Below are 15,102 nucleotides of genomic sequence, written 5' to 3'. Positions count from 1 at the left end.
ACTGATGACTACTATTATGACGAAAAAAACAGTGACAGAGACAAGATCAACTGAGATTGCAAAAAAAGCTGTTTATGAAACCAATCAACTAAATCTTTGGTATGGCAACAATCATGCCTTAAAAAATATTGATTTAGAAATTAAGGAAAATGAAGTTACTGCTATTATCGGACCTTCGGGATGTGGCAAATCAACTTACCTTAAAACCTTAAACCGCATGGTTGAATTAGTGCCTTCAGTGAAGACGTCTGGAGAAATTCTTTATAGGGGACGTAATATTTTCGATCAAGATTACGGCGTCGAAGAGTTGCGGACTCGCGTGGGCATGGTTTTTCAAAAACCCAATCCATTTCCAAAATCAATTTATGATAATATTGCCTACGGTCCTCGTATCCATGGCATTAAAAATAAAAAAATACTTGATGAAATTGTTGAAAAAAGTTTACGTGGAGCGGCTATCTGGGAAGAAGTAAAAGATCGCTTGAACGACAATGCGTATAGCATTTCAGGTGGACAACAGCAACGAATTTGCATCGCACGTGCTTTGGCGATTGAACCTGACGTTATTTTAATGGATGAGCCGACATCAGCTTTAGATCCCATTTCCACGTTAAAAGTCGAAGAGTTGGTTCAAGAACTGAAAAAAGACTATAGCATTATTATTGTGACGCATAATATGCAACAAGCGGCGCGGATTTCAGATAAGACAGCATTCTTTTTAAACGGAGAAGTGATTGAATATGATCACACAGATACGATTTTTTCAAATCCTTCCGATAAACGAACGGAAGATTACATTTCAGGCCGATTCGGCTAAAAGAGGAGGTGGAATTTTTGTCAGTACGTGAAAAATTCGAATTCGAATTAAATACCGCGCAAGAAGAATTGGTGTCGTTGAGTACGATGGCGGTAAAGGCGTTAAATAAATCAATGGATGCACTTATGACGCAAGATGTGGATGCGGCACTCGAAGTGATTGAAGACGATAAGGATATCAACCAGTTAGAAGAGTTTATTAATGACCGTGTCATTTTATTGATTGCAAAGCAATCGCCAGTTGCTACCGATTTAAGGCGGTTAATCGTTACGATAAAAGTGGCGTCAGATATGGAACGTGTCGGTGATTATGCAGTAAATATTGCTAAAGAAACAATTCGCATTGGCAATCAACCATTATTGCCTCAAATAGCGCAAATTCAGCAAATGCAGAAGTTAGCGGTTGCAATGTTGCATCAAGTGATTGATGCGTTTGTCGAAGAAGATATCGTTAAAGCGAAAGAAATTGCTGAATTAGATGACCAAGTAGATGAATTATACGGGGATGTAATTCGTAAATTGATACAAGCAGGTGGCGAAAACCCAGACAAGCTTGGCCAAATTACACAATTGGCATTTATCAGCCGCTATATGGAACGCTCAGCCGACCATGCGACTAATATCGCTGAACAATTGTTTTACTTGGTGCGCGGACAACATTACGATCTGAACAAATAAAAAGAACCAATCGACTATGAATAGCGACTGCAAAAAGCAAAAAGCTACTGGCATTTCTGTTTATTTAGAAAGGTTCAATAAAAATGGGATTTTACAGTAGACTTTACCATGAGATATGCTATAATAATTAAGTCGTATAGATCACGCTTATTTACAAATGATCTTTGAAAGAATTAGGAGGGATACCGATGCGTGTTAACATCACTTTAGCTTGTACAGAATGTAGCGAACGTAACTACAGCACTGTTAAAAATAAGCGCAACAACCCTGAGCGTCTTGAAATGAAAAAATATTGCTCACGTGAAAAGAAAATGACAGTACACCGTGAAACGAAGTAATTCATTGATTGCCAAAACCTAATACGGGTTTTGGCTTTTTTCTTTTTAAAGGAGCTGGTGCGATTATGGATAAAAGAACGCAACGAAAAAAAGTGCTAAGTTTACTTCAGGAAATGACAACAACAGAATATAAACAGAAGTCGGCAATTATAGTCGACCGTTTACTGGAAGACCCTGCGTTTTTAGCAGCCCAAACAATCGGTATAACAATTTCTGCATTCCCAGAAGTAGCTACATGGGACTTGATTGAAAAATGTTGGGGAAGGGGTAAACGAGTAGTCGTGCCGAAATGTCACCGGGTGAGCCGCACACTAGACTTCCATGCAATTGAGCACAAAAACCAGTTGGAAGTTGTCTATATGAATCTACAGGAACCGATCGTTTCAAAAACACTATACATAGAACCTAAAGACATTGATTTATTAATTGTACCGGGTGTAGTTTTTTCAAAAGAAGGCTTTAGAATCGGTTTTGGAGGAGGTTATTACGATCGTTTCTTAGCGAGTTTTTCTGGCGCTACATGTTCTTTAGCTTTCGATTGCCAGGTTGCGGAGTCGATACCTGTAGAACCGCACGATTTACCAGTTCAAAGGATTTTCACAGAAAGTAAAATTATTACTCCGAAGGCGGTGGATAGATGAAAAGCTTGTATGATGTGATGCAATTGTTAAAACGTTACGGGACAATTATTTATACGGCTGATTACAGTGCCGACCTTGGGTTGATGGAAGAAGAAATAAAAGAATTGTATCGCTTGCAATTTATCACTGCTAAAGAATACGCAACGGCAATGCTCATCTTACGCCAAAAAAAATCCGAATATGATAAAAAATAAATTCGTTTAACGAAACTTATTTTAGCTCTAGTCGTCTAAAATAAGGGATATTACTTCATATAAATTTATTAATCTTCTATACTGGATTATTAAGGCATGTTCGAAAAAATCACTGAGAATAGGAGGGTGTCTGGGAATGTTGAAAAAAGAATGGCCGAAACATTCAATTCTGGCAATTGCCATCATCGCCACTTGGCTAAAAACATACATTGTTTATAAGACCAGCTTTTCGATTACAATCGATAATTTATTGCAAGAATTTATCTTGTTTATTAATCCTTTGAGTATGTTGTTGTTTATTTATGGGGTCTCGTTATTTCTTAAAAGTGAGAAAGCCAAAAATCGTTATTTAGTGGCGGTCGCTGTGGTAACATCGATTGTCCTTTATGGAAACGTTGCATTTTACCGATTTTTTAGTGATTTTATCACGTTACCCGTGTTGTTTCAGACTGATAACTTTGGCGATTTAGGAGCAAGTGCCGCTGCGAGTGTATTCTGGACAGATCTTTTTTACTTTACAGATGTCCTGATTATTTTAGTGGCGATTAAATTTGTCAAAGTAAAAACGGGTACAGCAAGCTCTTATTCTGTTCAGCGCAAAGCCTATTATGTATTGGCGCTTGCTGTTTTGTTTTTTAACTTAGGACTTGCTGAAGCAGAGCGTCCTCAATTGCTGACGCGTAGCTTTGATCGTGAGATGTTAGTAAAAAATTTAGGAATGTACAATTATCATTTATACGATATTTACATTCAGTCGAAATCACAGGCACAACGTGCATTAGCAGACGGTTCTGAGCTCGTTGAAGCCAATAGCTATGTGCGTGCCAATCAAATTGAGCCTTCAGAAGACATGAAAGGAATTGCTGAGGGACGTAATTTGATTGTCGTGACTTTGGAATCTTTGCAGAGCTTTGCTATCAACGAAGAAATGAATGGGCAAACCATAACACCGTTCCTTAATTCGTTAACAAAAGATCAAGATACAATTTATTTTGAGAATTTTTATCACCAAACAGGGTTAGGTAAAACATCAGATTCAGAATTTCTACTTGAAAATTCTCTTTATCCATTGAGTGGTGGCGCGGTGTTCTTTACACATAGCGGTAATACATTCAATTCAATGGCTGAAAGTCTTGGCAATGAAGGCTATTCTACAAATGTTCAACACGCCAACACGAAAAGTTTTTGGAACCGAGATATTATGTATGAATCGTTAAATATCGATGAGTTTTACGATATTGAAAGTTATGAGATTGCAGAAGGTCAAGCAGTCAATTGGGGCATGAAGGACATTCCATTTATGGAGCAGTCCGTTGATCATATGACTGAAATGCAGCAACCTTTTTATAGCCGATTGCTGACGCTGACAAATCATCATCCATTTACTTTAGATGAAGAAGATAAATTGATTGATGAATACGATTCAAATTCAGGTACGTTAAATCGTTATTTCCAAACTTCACGTTATTTAGACGAATCGGTAAAAGTTCTTTTTGAAGAATTAAAAGAAAAAGGCTTATACGAAAACTCCATTATTGTTATGTATGGAGATCATTACGGAATTTCCGAAAACCACAATGAGGCCATGACGCAATATCTTGGAGAAGAAGTGACAGATTTCACTTCTGCTGAATTGCAGAAAGTTCCTTTCTTTGTACACATCCCCGGCTACGGTAAAGGGTATGTTGACGATGAAGTTGGTGGACAAATCGATATGCGTCCAACGATCATGAATTTGATGGGCATGGATACATCAAAAGACATTCAGTTCGGTGGAGACTTATTCTCAGAAGAACACGAGGAACTGGTGATATTCCGTGATGGTCGACTCGTAACTGATGAAGTCGTATATGCGGGCAATGTTTGTTACGATAAAGAAACGGGTGAACCAACTGAGCAAGAGTTATGTGCACCATTTATCGAACAGGCATTTACAGAGCTGGAATATTCGGAGTCAATTATTAACGGAGATTTGTTGCGTTTTTACGATGAAGAAGATGGCCAACTGACTACTATTCCAGATGTCGAATTAAAACAATAAAAAGAGAGAGTGCGCAGAGCGTACTCTCTTTTTTTACTGAATGAAAAAAGCTACTGCATTTAACGGCAGTAGCTTTTCTCTGATTAATGAAGGCTTGGTGGATAACCTTGTGTGATAAGTGTAGCGACAGTAAATGCGCCAAAAATCACAAAAGTTCCGAAGTTAAAAAGAAAACCAAGGACTTCTTTGTTTTTAAGCGTTTGTACAGTGCCGATTGCTGCAAGAATTGCAATAAGTCCAAAAATAACTAATAACATCCAACTCATCGATGACACTCCCTTCAACTTTAACAGCCAGTGCCGCTTTGTTCTCTTTATATTGTAAAGATAATCAGCTGTTTTGTCGAGGATAAAAAGTGTCCGTATCTTGACAGTATGGAGAGAACAGCATGTTATAATTGAAGGGAGGTGAAGAAAATGTTAAAAATAGATCAATTAGAGTTAGGACCCATTCAAACCAATTGTTATATCATATCGAATGACCAGAGAGAATGCCTAATTTTTGATCCGGGAGAAGAAAGTGCAAAAATTGAAGCAGTGGTAAAAAAGAAAAACTTCAAACCAATTGCTATCCTTCTGACTCATGCTCACTTTGACCATATCGGAGCAGTTGACGACATCCGTGACAGGTATTCAATCCCAGTTTATCTGCACGACTTGGAGAAAGAGTGGTTGAGCCGACCCAATTTAAATGGTTCAGGGAAATATCCAGCTGTGCCTGATTACCGAATTAAAGACGCAGATATTTTGCTGACAAATGAAAAAAAGTTGCAGATTAGTTCTTTCGAAATTGATGTTTTTCATACCCCTGGGCATTCTCCAGGCAGCGTCAGTTTTTCATTTGGCGACGAAGGCTTTGCAATTGTTGGCGATACCATTTTCCATGGCAGTATCGGTCGTACGGATTTAATAGACGGTTCTGAGAAAAAGCTTCTGAAATCCATTCAAGACTCCTTGTTGACACTTCCTAAACAGATGATCCTTTATCCTGGTCACGGCCCGGAAACGACCCCTGAGCAAGAAATGAACAGCAATCCATTCCTTACTGGGTTGTAAAGAGACGAAGATTTGCTAGAGTTTACAAAAAAACAAAAGGTGTATCGGAAAAATCCGATACACCTTTTGTTTTTTATTCGTGTTGATTAATGTCCAGCACCAGGAATGTGGATGAACGTTGAGTAGTACGTGAAGCCTACGAAAAATACTGTTAGGTAGGCGCCAAAAATATACAAATACATGCGTTCAGAAATATTTAAAAATCCAAGAAGAACAAAAAATCCGGTGTTAGCGACCATTAATAATGATACTTCGACCATATCGCCTACATAAAAGAGAACTGCAAATATACCAGTCCACCATCCCATTAATTTGAACATATTATTCATGGGTAATCCCTCCTTTGCCACAACACAATAATCTCTCATTCATTATATAGGAAACAGAGTGATTGTGTAAACAGCGAGTTCATCTTTCTTTGTGACAAACACGTGTACGGGTGAGAGCGCTTGAGTATTTCAAAAAAATATACGAACCTGTTCTTCGACAGAAAAATAAATCCCTTCAAATATGAGATTTAGCCCGAATTCGGAGGTCAAAATTTTATTTTGACAAAAACTATTTCTTTCTTAAAAAGAGCTAGTTATACTATGGGGGAACAGAGCGGCAGCCTTTGTTCAAACCGAAACTGGAGGTGGATATGCAATCGATTATCGAACGTCGCTGTGTAGACCTTTTGCACGATGCGGCAAAAAATGATACTACGGACATTCATATTAAACCCGAACCATCCTGCTATACTGTGTCGTATCGCTCGTTCCAGAACCTGCGGCAAGTAACACAACTCCCCTTTGATTTGGGTGATCGCATGATTGCTTATTTCAAATATTTATCCCTTTTAGACATGAGTGAAAGAAGAAAACCCCAAACTGGCTCATTCGAACTCTCCATTAACGAACAATCTCATTATTTTCGAATTTCCACTTTGCCTTCTGTGTTAACGAAAGAAAGCATTGTTATACGAATCATGGCAGACGACAATGCTCAATCCATTCATCAGCTGGCTGCTTTTCGTGACTCGGCTCGGTTATTAGAGAAATTGGCCGAGGCATCTCAAGGGCTTATTTTACTAACCGGCCCAACTGGGTGTGGCAAATCAACCACTTTATACGCGTTGCTAAAACATTGTGCTGAAAAGTTGAACCGTAACATCATCACGCTTGAGGATCCTGTGGAACGAAAAAATCAAGCAATTTTGCAAATTCAAGTTAATGAAAAAGCAGGTCTTAGCTATGCTGCAGGGTTAAAAGCGATTCTCAGGCATGATCCTGACATTATTATGATTGGGGAAATACGTGATGCCGAGACGGCTCAAATTGCGGTACGCGCAGCTTTAACAGGTCATTTGGTTTTTTCCACTATTCACGCTAGGCATTCTGTTGGCTGTCTACACCGATTGCATGATTTGGGTGTCTCTTTTGAAGACATGTCACAGACTTTAGTGGCGGTATCTGCTCAGAAAATAATTCCGACGTTTTCTGATAGTAAACAATCAGAACCTTGTCACCGTGCACTGTATGAAATCCTTGAAGGTGAACGATTACAAGATGCTCTACTGTCAGCGAGTTTGAAAAAACCCTATGCATTGCCAGATTCTCTGTCATTTAGTGGGCAGATTCGGGAAGGGGTGAAAATTGGTGCGATTCAAGCTTCTTATGCGCTCCGACAAGATTCGTCTTCGTGACCGTGAGCAATTTCTAACGCGTCTCGCAGTTTTAATGAAAGAGGGCTATTTACTACCAGTTGCGCTGACGTTATTGTTGCCGATGCATACGTCGAAATTTGAAGAAACCTTGAACGGAATGACGGGTATCTTAAAAGGAGGCGGTAATGCTGCTGAAATCCTAAAGTTTTTGGGATTTAAGGATCATGTATTATTTCCTGTGGAAATCGCAGAATATCATGGGCGATTACCGGAATCGATAGACAGTATTGCAAAGAGTTTTGCACGCACGGAGCAAGTGCAGAAAAAATTGAAAAATATTTTAATTTATCCTGTCTCTTTGCTGATTTTTACTTCAATTCTATTTTTATTTTTTCGGACCAGTTATGTGCCGAATTTAACGGCAATGATGAAATCATTGCAGTCAGGAGATGGAGAAACGGGAATTCCTGCTTATTTGCTTAGTCTGCCGGATTTCTTCATTGCGTTTTTTGCAATAGCGGCCTTTTCGATATACGTATTCAGGCTATTGCTGAAAAAACAGCCAGTTCAGCGTCAAATTAACTGGTTGCTGGCCATTCCAGTCATTAGAAGCTTTGTGAAGTTGTACTGGTCACACCTATTGGCTCGAGAACTCGGCACTTTGTTACACAGCGGCATTTCCATGCAAGAATCACTCGATTTGCTGCAGCGTCAGAACTACCATAAGATTATTCAATTTATGACTCGGTTATCACATGAAGAATTGATGATGGGACAAACTTTTTCTGTATCGCTCCATCGTTTTTCGTTTGTCTCGAAGGATATGGCTGCTTTTGTTCATCACGGTGAAATGACCGGTTATTTGGGCAAAGAACTAATTCTTTACAGCGAAGTATTAATGGAGCGTATTGAACTGCAAACACAACAATTATTGCGGATTATCCAGCCGAGTTTTTTTATTATGATTGCGGTCTGTATTGTAGGCGCATATTTAGCAATCTTGATGCCGATGTATAACTTAGTCCACACCATTTGAGGAGGAAAAACATGCGATTATTAAAAAATCAAAGAGGATTTACATTAATTGAAATGCTAATTGTTATGTTAATTATTACGGTGCTAATTGCAATCGCTATTCCAAACGTTACGAAACAATCATCAGCAGTAGATGAAAAAGGGTGTAAAGCATTTGTGCAGATGGTTCAAGGCCAAGTTGAATCCTATCGAATGGACTTAAAGGTAATTCCGACTTTGCCGCAGCTTGTATCAGCAGGTTATTTAAAAACTGGAGAAACCGATTGTCCAAATGGCGACGTGATAAGTATTGCAGTTGATGGGGTGGTGACGTCTGTCAAACCTTAAAGAATGCGGGTTTACTTTACTCGAAATGTTGCTGGTGCTTACTGTCTTAATGACGATTGTTTCTATTCTGATTCCAAGCTACCAAGCTTTCACTACTCAAAAAGAAGAACAACAATTTTTTAATATTCTTCAACAAGATATCTATTTTGCCCAAAGTCAAAGCTATTCTTTAGGGAAAACGGCAAAAATTATTTTTAGGGAAGAGAAAGGGACGTACGAAATATTTACAGATCTTCAAATGGTCGTTGTGTCCAGAAAGATGCCAGTGTCGGTGTCTTTGAAGAAAACGAGTAACCTTACTGAAATTTATTTCAATTCAAATGGCTCAGTCGTTCAGTCTGGAACGTTCCGTTTTGCGACGAGTCGCGGAGAAAAGGCATTGGTGGTTCATCTTGGAAGAGGGAGAGTGGTGTTTTCTGAATGATAGAGGAGTTTCTTGGGCAGAAACTATGGTTAGCCTATCCATCGTATTCATCATTTTCGGTAGTTTACTTCCAGTGATGATAGGAGTTCAGCAAAGTCTCCAAGTAAAAAAAGAACGCGTTAGCGCTTATGAAACCTTACATGAAGCAGCAAGAGAAATCTCGACGGGTGTAATTCAAGGGCAGCGCATTGTTAATGGCATTGTCTATAGTTGGCAAATGACCGATCAGTTATGTGTTGATTATGCAGATTATAAAGGAGAGCGTGAACAACTATGCATCGAGTAGTTCGGCTAGATGAAAAAGGATTTTCATTTTTGACAGCTATTTTTGATTTGCTGGTATTGCTGTTGATGCTGCCGCTAATTGTGTTGTTTTTCGGCTTCGCTATTGGTTTTGCGAAAGACTTGGATCCTCATAGAGCAGAATGGCAGCTTTTCGCGATTGATTTACAAAGTTATTTAAATCATAGTGACGCGATTGAAATTATCAATGGAGGCAGTGGGATTCGTATTGCCCAAATGGGGGAGGAATTTGACATTGAACTCTACACGGATATGATTCGCAAACAAAAAAATAGAAAAGGTCATGAGGTGATGTTAACTCGTGTTCGTCAGAGTCATTTTACGCTGGTCGGTAACAAGCTGAAGGTTCAGACCGAATTCTTGAGCGGAAACACGGAAGAGGCCGAATATGTTTTTACGCAGCCTAAAAAATGAAAAAGGGGCTGTTTATCCAATTGCAATCGTCTTTTTCATGTTTGCTTTGCTGCTGTTATCTCATACCTTAGCGCTCTATTCCATCCAATATAAAACGTATGATGGTTTGGAAAATGCGCATAGACATGCTACGATACAACTACTAAAGGAATTTGAGCAAAATAAAATACCTGAGTAGAGGTAAGTATCGGGTGGGTAGGATGAACAGAATATATATGATTGGATTTATGGGCTGCGGAAAAAGCGCGGTCGGCAGAAGGCTAAGCTTTCTGTTAAAACTGCCCTTCTATGACATGGACAAGGAAATTGTTCGTCAGACAGGCAAAACGATTCCGGAAATCTTTGAAGAGCATGGCGAAGAATATTTTCGGGAACTAGAAACGAAATTTTTGCAAAATTTTAAAAATGATCATTGCATCATCTCTACAGGTGGTGGCGTCACCATGCGAAAAGCTAATCAAAAAATCATGAGAAACACAGGCTTGGTGTTGTTTTTAGATGCCCCGTTTCGGGAAATTTGGCGGCGTATTCATAGGGATCCGAACCGTCCGATTGTCCGCCAATCGACTCGCGAAGAAATTGAGGAATTGCATAAAGCCCGCTATCGTGATTATAAGCAGACGGCGCATATCACGATTCGTACCGAATTTCGAACGTTACGACAAATTACACAATATGCTGCTTTTCAAGTAAAACGTTTAAAAGGCGAATGATTTTATTAATTAAAATCAAATCATTCGCCTTTTGTCCTATTAAAGAAAAAAGATTGCGCTTTCTGACGATCAATGTTAGGATATATTCAAAGTTATACTATTCTGTATAACGGTTTGGACCAATCAATTTTGATTTGGGCGGATGATTGTACGAGGAGAGAACGCGGAAGCGTCGCCGAAGGAGCAAATAACAGAAGTTATGAATCTCTCAGGCAAAAAGACTCGGACAGGACGCATCTCTGGAGAATGCTGCATGTCAGCTACCAACGAGGAAAGCCATTACGGTAAACTTTCAGGTTCCAGGACAGAGATTTCCCTCTAGAGGGAAATCTCTGTCCTTTTTTCGTGCCCAGATGTCTCTTGGAACTGGCCGATAGGAAGTTGAGAAATAAGGAGGAAAATCATTGGCACAGTTAAAGCGTACACCTCTGTTTGAAACGTATTCGAAATATGGTGGCAAAACAATTGATTTTGGCGGTTGGGAACTGCCCGTGCAATTTTCGAGCATTAAAGAAGAACATGAAGCAGTTAGAACAAAAGCAGGTCTTTTTGATGTGTCACATATGGGTGAAATTTTTGTCACAGGAGCAGATAGTTTAGACTATCTTCAACACCTTGTCACAAATGATGTCTCTAAAATTCAAGATGGGCAAGCGCAATATACAGCAATGTGTTACGAAGACGGTGGCACAGTAGATGACTTGCTAATTTATAAGTTAGCAGATCAACATTATTTATTGGTTGTGAATGCCTCTAATATAGAGAAGGATTTTGAATGGATGGAAAAAGTGAAAACGGGTGACGTTATATTGGATAATGCCTCTGAACGCTATGGTTTATTGGCTCTGCAAGGTCCTTTAGCTGAAAAGGTACTTCAGCGTTTAACAGAAGAAGATCTTTCAGCCATTAAACCTTTCCGCTTTAAACAAGATATTGAAGTTGCGGGACAACAAGTGATTTTGTCGCGCACTGGTTACACGGGCGAAAATGGTTTTGAACTATACGCAGCTCCCGAATCTCTACTTGTTCTTTGGGATGAAATTTTGTCTGAAGGTGAACCAGAAGGTATTGTGCCTGTAGGTCTTGGTGCACGTGATACATTGCGCTTTGAAGCCTGCCTTGCTTTATACGGCCAAGAATTGACTAAAGACATAACGCCACTAGAAGCCGGTATTAATTTTGTTGTGAAATTGAAAAAAGAGCAAGATTTTATTGGTAAAAAAGCATTGACTGTTCAAAAAGAAGCAGGAGTGCCACGTAAATTAGTAGGTATTGAAATGATTGACAAAGGCATTCCGCGTCATGGCTATACGGTATATGCAGGAGATCAAAAAATTGGCGAAGTGACAACTGGTACTCAATCGCCAACACTTAAGAAGAATATCGGGTTAGCGCTAGTTTCAAGTGACTATGCTGAACTCGGAATTGAATTAGAAGTTGAAATTCGCGGCAAACGACTAAAAGCAACAACAGTACAAACGCCATTTTATAAACGATCCAACTAAATTTAACTTGAAAAGGGGACAGCGCTCAATGAAACATCGCTATTTACCAATGACGGCTCAAGACGAAAAAGAAATGCTGGAAACGATCGGCATCAACTCAATCGATGAATTATTCTCGGACATTCCGGAAAACGTGCGCTTTAAAGGTGAATACAACATTAAGGCCGCCAAATCAGAATCTTCGTTAACGAAAGAATTGGCACAGCTTGCTGCTCAAAATGCTGATACGAACCGCTATGCGTCGTTTTTAGGTGCAGGCGTATATGACCATTACAAGCCAATTATTGTGGATCACGTCATTTCGCGCTCTGAGTTTTATACAGCATATACACCGTATCAGCCAGAAATCTCACAAGGGGAATTACAAGCTATTTTTGAATTCCAAACAATGATTAGTGAATTGACGGGCATGGATATTGCTAATTCGTCTATGTATGACGGCGGTACAGCGCTTGCCGAAGCGGGTATGCTTGCTGCAGGACACACAAAGCGCAAGAAAATCCTTGTGTCACGTGCAGTTCATCCGGAATCACGTGACGTTGTCCGTACGTATGCTCTTGGTCAGTCGATTGAAGTTATTGAGATTCCATTAAAAGATGGGCATACAGATTTAGACGCATTACAAGAAATGATGGATGAAAACGTTGCAACAGTGATGATTCAATACCCGAACTTTTTCGGACAGGTTGAAAACTTGAAAGAAATTGAGCCGATTGTTCACGCATCAGGCGCATTACTAGCGGTTTCCTCAAATCCATTAGCGCTTGGTGCATTAACTTCACCAGGTCAACTTGGGGCAGATATCACAGTAGGAGACGCACAGCCTTTTGGTATTCCTGAAGCATACGGTGGACCTCATTGTGGCTATTTTGCTGTAACAAAAAAATTAATGCGTAAAGTTCCAGGCCGTTTGGTCGGTGAAACAACAGACGAAGAAGGTCGTCGTGGCTTTGTTTTAACATTGCAGGCACGTGAACAGCATATTCGTCGTGATAAAGCGACATCAAATATTTGTTCAAACCAAGCGTTAAACGCATTAGCGGCTTCTGTTGCTATGACCGCACTTGGCAAAGTGGGGACGCAAGAAATTGCAAAACAAAATATCACAAAGACACATTATATGAAACAACAATTGAAAAAAGCAGGTCTTGAAATTGCATTTGAAGGCGCACACTTTAACGAAGTCGTGGTTAAAACTGAAGAACCTGTTAAGCAGTTAAATGACCGCTTATTTGAAAAAGGCATGATCGGAGGCTATGACCTTGGGCTCAGCTTTGATGAATTTCAAGATCATATGCTAGTTGCGGTTACGGAACAACGAACTAAAGAAGAGATTGATGCATTCGTACAGGAAATTGCTGCAAAAGTGAAGGAAGCGGGGGCTACTCATGCATAAAGATAACCAAGCGTTAATTTTTGAACTGACTAAAGAAGGCCGCGTTGGTTATAGCTTGCCAACACTTGATGTACCCGAAATTGACTTGAGCGAATTATTACCGAACGATTTAATTCGGGCACAAGCAGCAGAACTACCGGAAGTGTCAGAACTGGATATTATGCGTCACTATACAGCGCTATCGAACCGTAACCACGGGGTGGATTCTGGATTTTATCCACTAGGATCTTGCACAATGAAATACAATCCGAAAATCAACGAAACTGTCGCTCGTTACCCAGGATTTGCTAATATTCATCCATTACAAGATGAGAAAACTGTTCAAGGTGCTCTTGCGTTGATGTTTGATCTTCAAGAGCATCTAAAAGAAATTACGGGTATGGATGAAGTTACTTTGCAGCCTGCTGCAGGTGCGCATGGTGAGTGGACAGGATTAATGATGATTCGGGCTTATCACGAAGCACGTGGGGATTTTAAACGCACAAAAGTTATTGTTCCAGATTCAGCGCACGGCACAAACCCGGCGTCAGCAACTGTTGCCGGATTCGAAACCGTAACGGTAAAATCTAGTGATAAAGGTCTCGTAGATTTGGAAGACTTGAAGCGCGTTGTTGGAGATGACACAGCGGCATTGATGCTGACAAATCCGAATACGCTTGGCTTGTTTGAAGAACAGATTTTGGAAATGGCAGCTATTATTCACGAAGTCGGCGGTAAGCTTTATTATGACGGCGCTAACTTGAATGCAGTTATGTCAAAAGCACGTCCAGGAGACATGGGCTTTGACGTGGTTCACTTGAACTTACACAAAACCTTCACAGGACCCCACGGTGGTGGTGGACCTGGATCTGGCCCAGTTGGTGTGAAAAATGACTTGTTGCCATACTTACCAAAACCAGTATTAGTAAAAAAAGACGACGCTTATACGTTCGATTATGACCGTCCAGATTCAATCGGCCGTGTTAAGCCGTTCTACGGAAATTTCGGAATCAATGTGCGTGCTTATACGTATATTCGTTCTATGGGACCAGACGGCCTGAAGGCTGTAACAGAATACGCGGTATTAAATGCCAACTACATGATGCGCAGATTGCAGCCGCATTTTGATTTGCCGTACGACCGTCATTGCAAGCATGAATTTGTTTTAAGTGGTCGTCGTCAAAAGAAACTGGGTGTTCGCACATTGGATATGGCGAAACGCTTACTTGACTTTGGCTATCACCCACCAACAATCTACTTCCCGTTAAATGTTGAAGAAGGCATGATGATCGAACCAACCGAAACAGAATCGAAAGAAACATTGGATGCTTTTATAGACGCGATGATTCAAATTGCGAAAGAAGTAGAAGAAAATCCAGAAATCGTTCAAAATGCACCACATACGACGGTGATCAATCGTTTGGACGAGACAAAAGCAGCACGTCATCCTGTGCTTCGCTACACGAAAGTCGAGTAAATTTTAAAAAGAAGGGGGTGTCTTAAAAGGTCATGAAAAACGACTTTTTGAGTACACCCCCTTTTTCCTGCTGAAGAACAGTGTGTCAGCCGTTTGTTGTCTCACCCAGTCGAACCGTTTT

Annotated in this window: 20 protein-coding genes and 1 riboswitch; of the genes, 18 read left to right on the top strand and 2 right to left on the bottom strand. The window is 40.0% G+C overall.

The window, feature by feature from the left end; genetic code table 11:
* The first annotated feature begins 4 nt into the window (after positions 1-4).
* The 6 genes from pstB (at position 5) to AUO94_RS01135 (ending at position 4,708) form a co-directional block, all read left to right on the top strand.
* Entirely contained in the window at positions 5-817 is an 813-nt protein-coding gene (pstB, locus tag AUO94_RS01160; RefSeq protein ID WP_058385528.1) for a phosphate ABC transporter ATP-binding protein PstB, read from the top strand.
* A gap of 17 nt (positions 818-834) precedes the next feature.
* The gene (gene phoU, locus AUO94_RS01155; RefSeq protein WP_058385527.1) at positions 835-1,494 is read left to right on the top strand and encodes a phosphate signaling complex protein PhoU; all 660 of its coding nucleotides are present in this window, start codon (positions 835-837) and stop codon (positions 1,492-1,494) included.
* 188 nt (positions 1,495-1,682) lie between these two features.
* Positions 1,683-1,832 (top strand): 50S ribosomal protein L33, encoded by a 150-nt coding sequence (rpmG, locus tag AUO94_RS01150; protein ID WP_006830468.1) that lies wholly within the window; start codon positions 1,683-1,685, stop codon positions 1,830-1,832.
* Between the two features lie 65 nt (positions 1,833-1,897).
* The gene (locus tag AUO94_RS01145; protein WP_058385526.1) at positions 1,898-2,473 is read left to right on the top strand and encodes a 5-formyltetrahydrofolate cyclo-ligase; all 576 of its coding nucleotides are present in this window, start codon (positions 1,898-1,900) and stop codon (positions 2,471-2,473) included.
* A complete protein-coding gene (locus tag AUO94_RS01140; RefSeq protein ID WP_058385525.1) occupies positions 2,470-2,667 on the top strand; it encodes a YqgQ family protein in 198 nt (65 codons plus the stop codon). Before AUO94_RS01145 ends, AUO94_RS01140 begins: the two co-directional genes overlap by 4 nt.
* A gap of 136 nt (positions 2,668-2,803) precedes the next feature.
* Positions 2,804-4,708, top strand: a complete 1,905-nt coding sequence (locus tag AUO94_RS01135) for an LTA synthase family protein (RefSeq protein ID WP_058385524.1) — start codon at positions 2,804-2,806, stop codon at positions 4,706-4,708.
* Between the two features lie 83 nt (positions 4,709-4,791).
* Here AUO94_RS01135 and AUO94_RS01130 read toward each other — a convergent pair whose 3' ends face one another.
* Complete coding sequence (locus AUO94_RS01130) at positions 4,792-4,974, bottom strand: DUF2759 domain-containing protein (protein ID WP_058385523.1); 183 nt, start codon at positions 4,972-4,974, stop codon at positions 4,792-4,794.
* A gap of 150 nt (positions 4,975-5,124) precedes the next feature.
* On the opposite strand from AUO94_RS01130, the gene AUO94_RS01125 reads away from it, so the two are divergent.
* Entirely contained in the window at positions 5,125-5,763 is a 639-nt protein-coding gene (locus tag AUO94_RS01125; protein WP_058385522.1) for an MBL fold metallo-hydrolase, read from the top strand.
* Between the two features lie 86 nt (positions 5,764-5,849).
* On the opposite strand, the gene AUO94_RS01120 is transcribed toward AUO94_RS01125, so the two are convergent.
* A complete protein-coding gene (locus tag AUO94_RS01120) occupies positions 5,850-6,092 on the bottom strand; it encodes a DUF2626 domain-containing protein (protein ID WP_058385521.1) in 243 nt (80 codons plus the stop codon).
* A gap of 311 nt (positions 6,093-6,403) precedes the next feature.
* Between AUO94_RS01120 and comGA the strand changes: the two genes are divergently transcribed.
* The 11 genes from comGA (at position 6,404) to gcvPB (ending at position 14,981) form a co-directional block, all read left to right on the top strand.
* On the top strand, positions 6,404-7,447 hold the full coding sequence (comGA, locus tag AUO94_RS01115) for a competence type IV pilus ATPase ComGA (protein WP_058385520.1): 1,044 nt from the start codon (positions 6,404-6,406) through the stop codon (positions 7,445-7,447).
* Complete coding sequence (gene comGB / locus AUO94_RS01110; RefSeq protein ID WP_237150161.1) at positions 7,419-8,444, top strand: competence type IV pilus assembly protein ComGB; 1,026 nt, start codon at positions 7,419-7,421, stop codon at positions 8,442-8,444. Before comGA ends, comGB begins: the two co-directional genes overlap by 29 nt.
* 11 nt (positions 8,445-8,455) lie before the next feature.
* Positions 8,456-8,770, top strand: a complete 315-nt coding sequence (gene comGC / locus AUO94_RS01105) for a competence type IV pilus major pilin ComGC (RefSeq protein ID WP_058385518.1) — start codon at positions 8,456-8,458, stop codon at positions 8,768-8,770.
* Positions 8,771-8,795: 25 nt separating this feature from the next.
* Positions 8,796-9,194: a GspH/FimT family protein gene (locus AUO94_RS01100; RefSeq protein ID WP_058385517.1), complete on the top strand. Its 399-nt coding sequence runs from the start codon at positions 8,796-8,798 to the stop codon at positions 9,192-9,194.
* Positions 9,195-9,270: 76 nt separating this feature from the next.
* Positions 9,271-9,480 carry a hypothetical protein gene (locus AUO94_RS01095; protein ID WP_237150201.1) on the top strand — a complete coding sequence of 70 codons (210 nt, stop codon included), beginning with the start codon at positions 9,271-9,273 and terminating at the stop codon, positions 9,478-9,480.
* Positions 9,468-9,911 carry a competence type IV pilus minor pilin ComGF gene (gene comGF / locus AUO94_RS01090; RefSeq protein WP_058385515.1) on the top strand — a complete coding sequence of 148 codons (444 nt, stop codon included), beginning with the start codon at positions 9,468-9,470 and terminating at the stop codon, positions 9,909-9,911. The genes AUO94_RS01095 and comGF overlap by 13 nt, the downstream gene beginning before the upstream one ends.
* Complete coding sequence (locus AUO94_RS01085; protein WP_058385514.1) at positions 9,886-10,089, top strand: hypothetical protein; 204 nt, start codon at positions 9,886-9,888, stop codon at positions 10,087-10,089. Before comGF ends, AUO94_RS01085 begins: the two co-directional genes overlap by 26 nt.
* 22 nt (positions 10,090-10,111) lie before the next feature.
* Entirely contained in the window at positions 10,112-10,624 is a 513-nt protein-coding gene (locus tag AUO94_RS01080; protein WP_058385513.1) for a shikimate kinase, read from the top strand.
* Positions 10,625-10,766: 142 nt separating this feature from the next.
* A riboswitch (glycine riboswitch) is annotated at positions 10,767-10,858 on the top strand.
* Between the two features lie 170 nt (positions 10,859-11,028).
* Entirely contained in the window at positions 11,029-12,129 is a 1,101-nt protein-coding gene (gene gcvT / locus AUO94_RS01075; RefSeq protein ID WP_058385512.1) for a glycine cleavage system aminomethyltransferase GcvT, read from the top strand.
* A 28-nt stretch (positions 12,130-12,157) separates the two neighbouring features.
* Complete coding sequence (gene gcvPA, locus AUO94_RS01070) at positions 12,158-13,525, top strand: aminomethyl-transferring glycine dehydrogenase subunit GcvPA (RefSeq protein ID WP_058385511.1); 1,368 nt, start codon at positions 12,158-12,160, stop codon at positions 13,523-13,525.
* Entirely contained in the window at positions 13,518-14,981 is a 1,464-nt protein-coding gene (gene gcvPB, locus AUO94_RS01065) for an aminomethyl-transferring glycine dehydrogenase subunit GcvPB (RefSeq protein WP_058385510.1), read from the top strand. Before gcvPA ends, gcvPB begins: the two co-directional genes overlap by 8 nt.
* Positions 14,982-15,102: the final 121 nt, after the last annotated feature.

Origin of the sequence: Planococcus kocurii, from assembly GCF_001465835.2 — a bacterium.
Lineage (GTDB): Bacteria > Bacillota > Bacilli > Bacillales_A > Planococcaceae > Planococcus > Planococcus kocurii.
The sequence above is the reverse complement of the archived record's forward strand: the minus strand, read 5'-3'. Positions and strand labels throughout refer to the sequence as shown.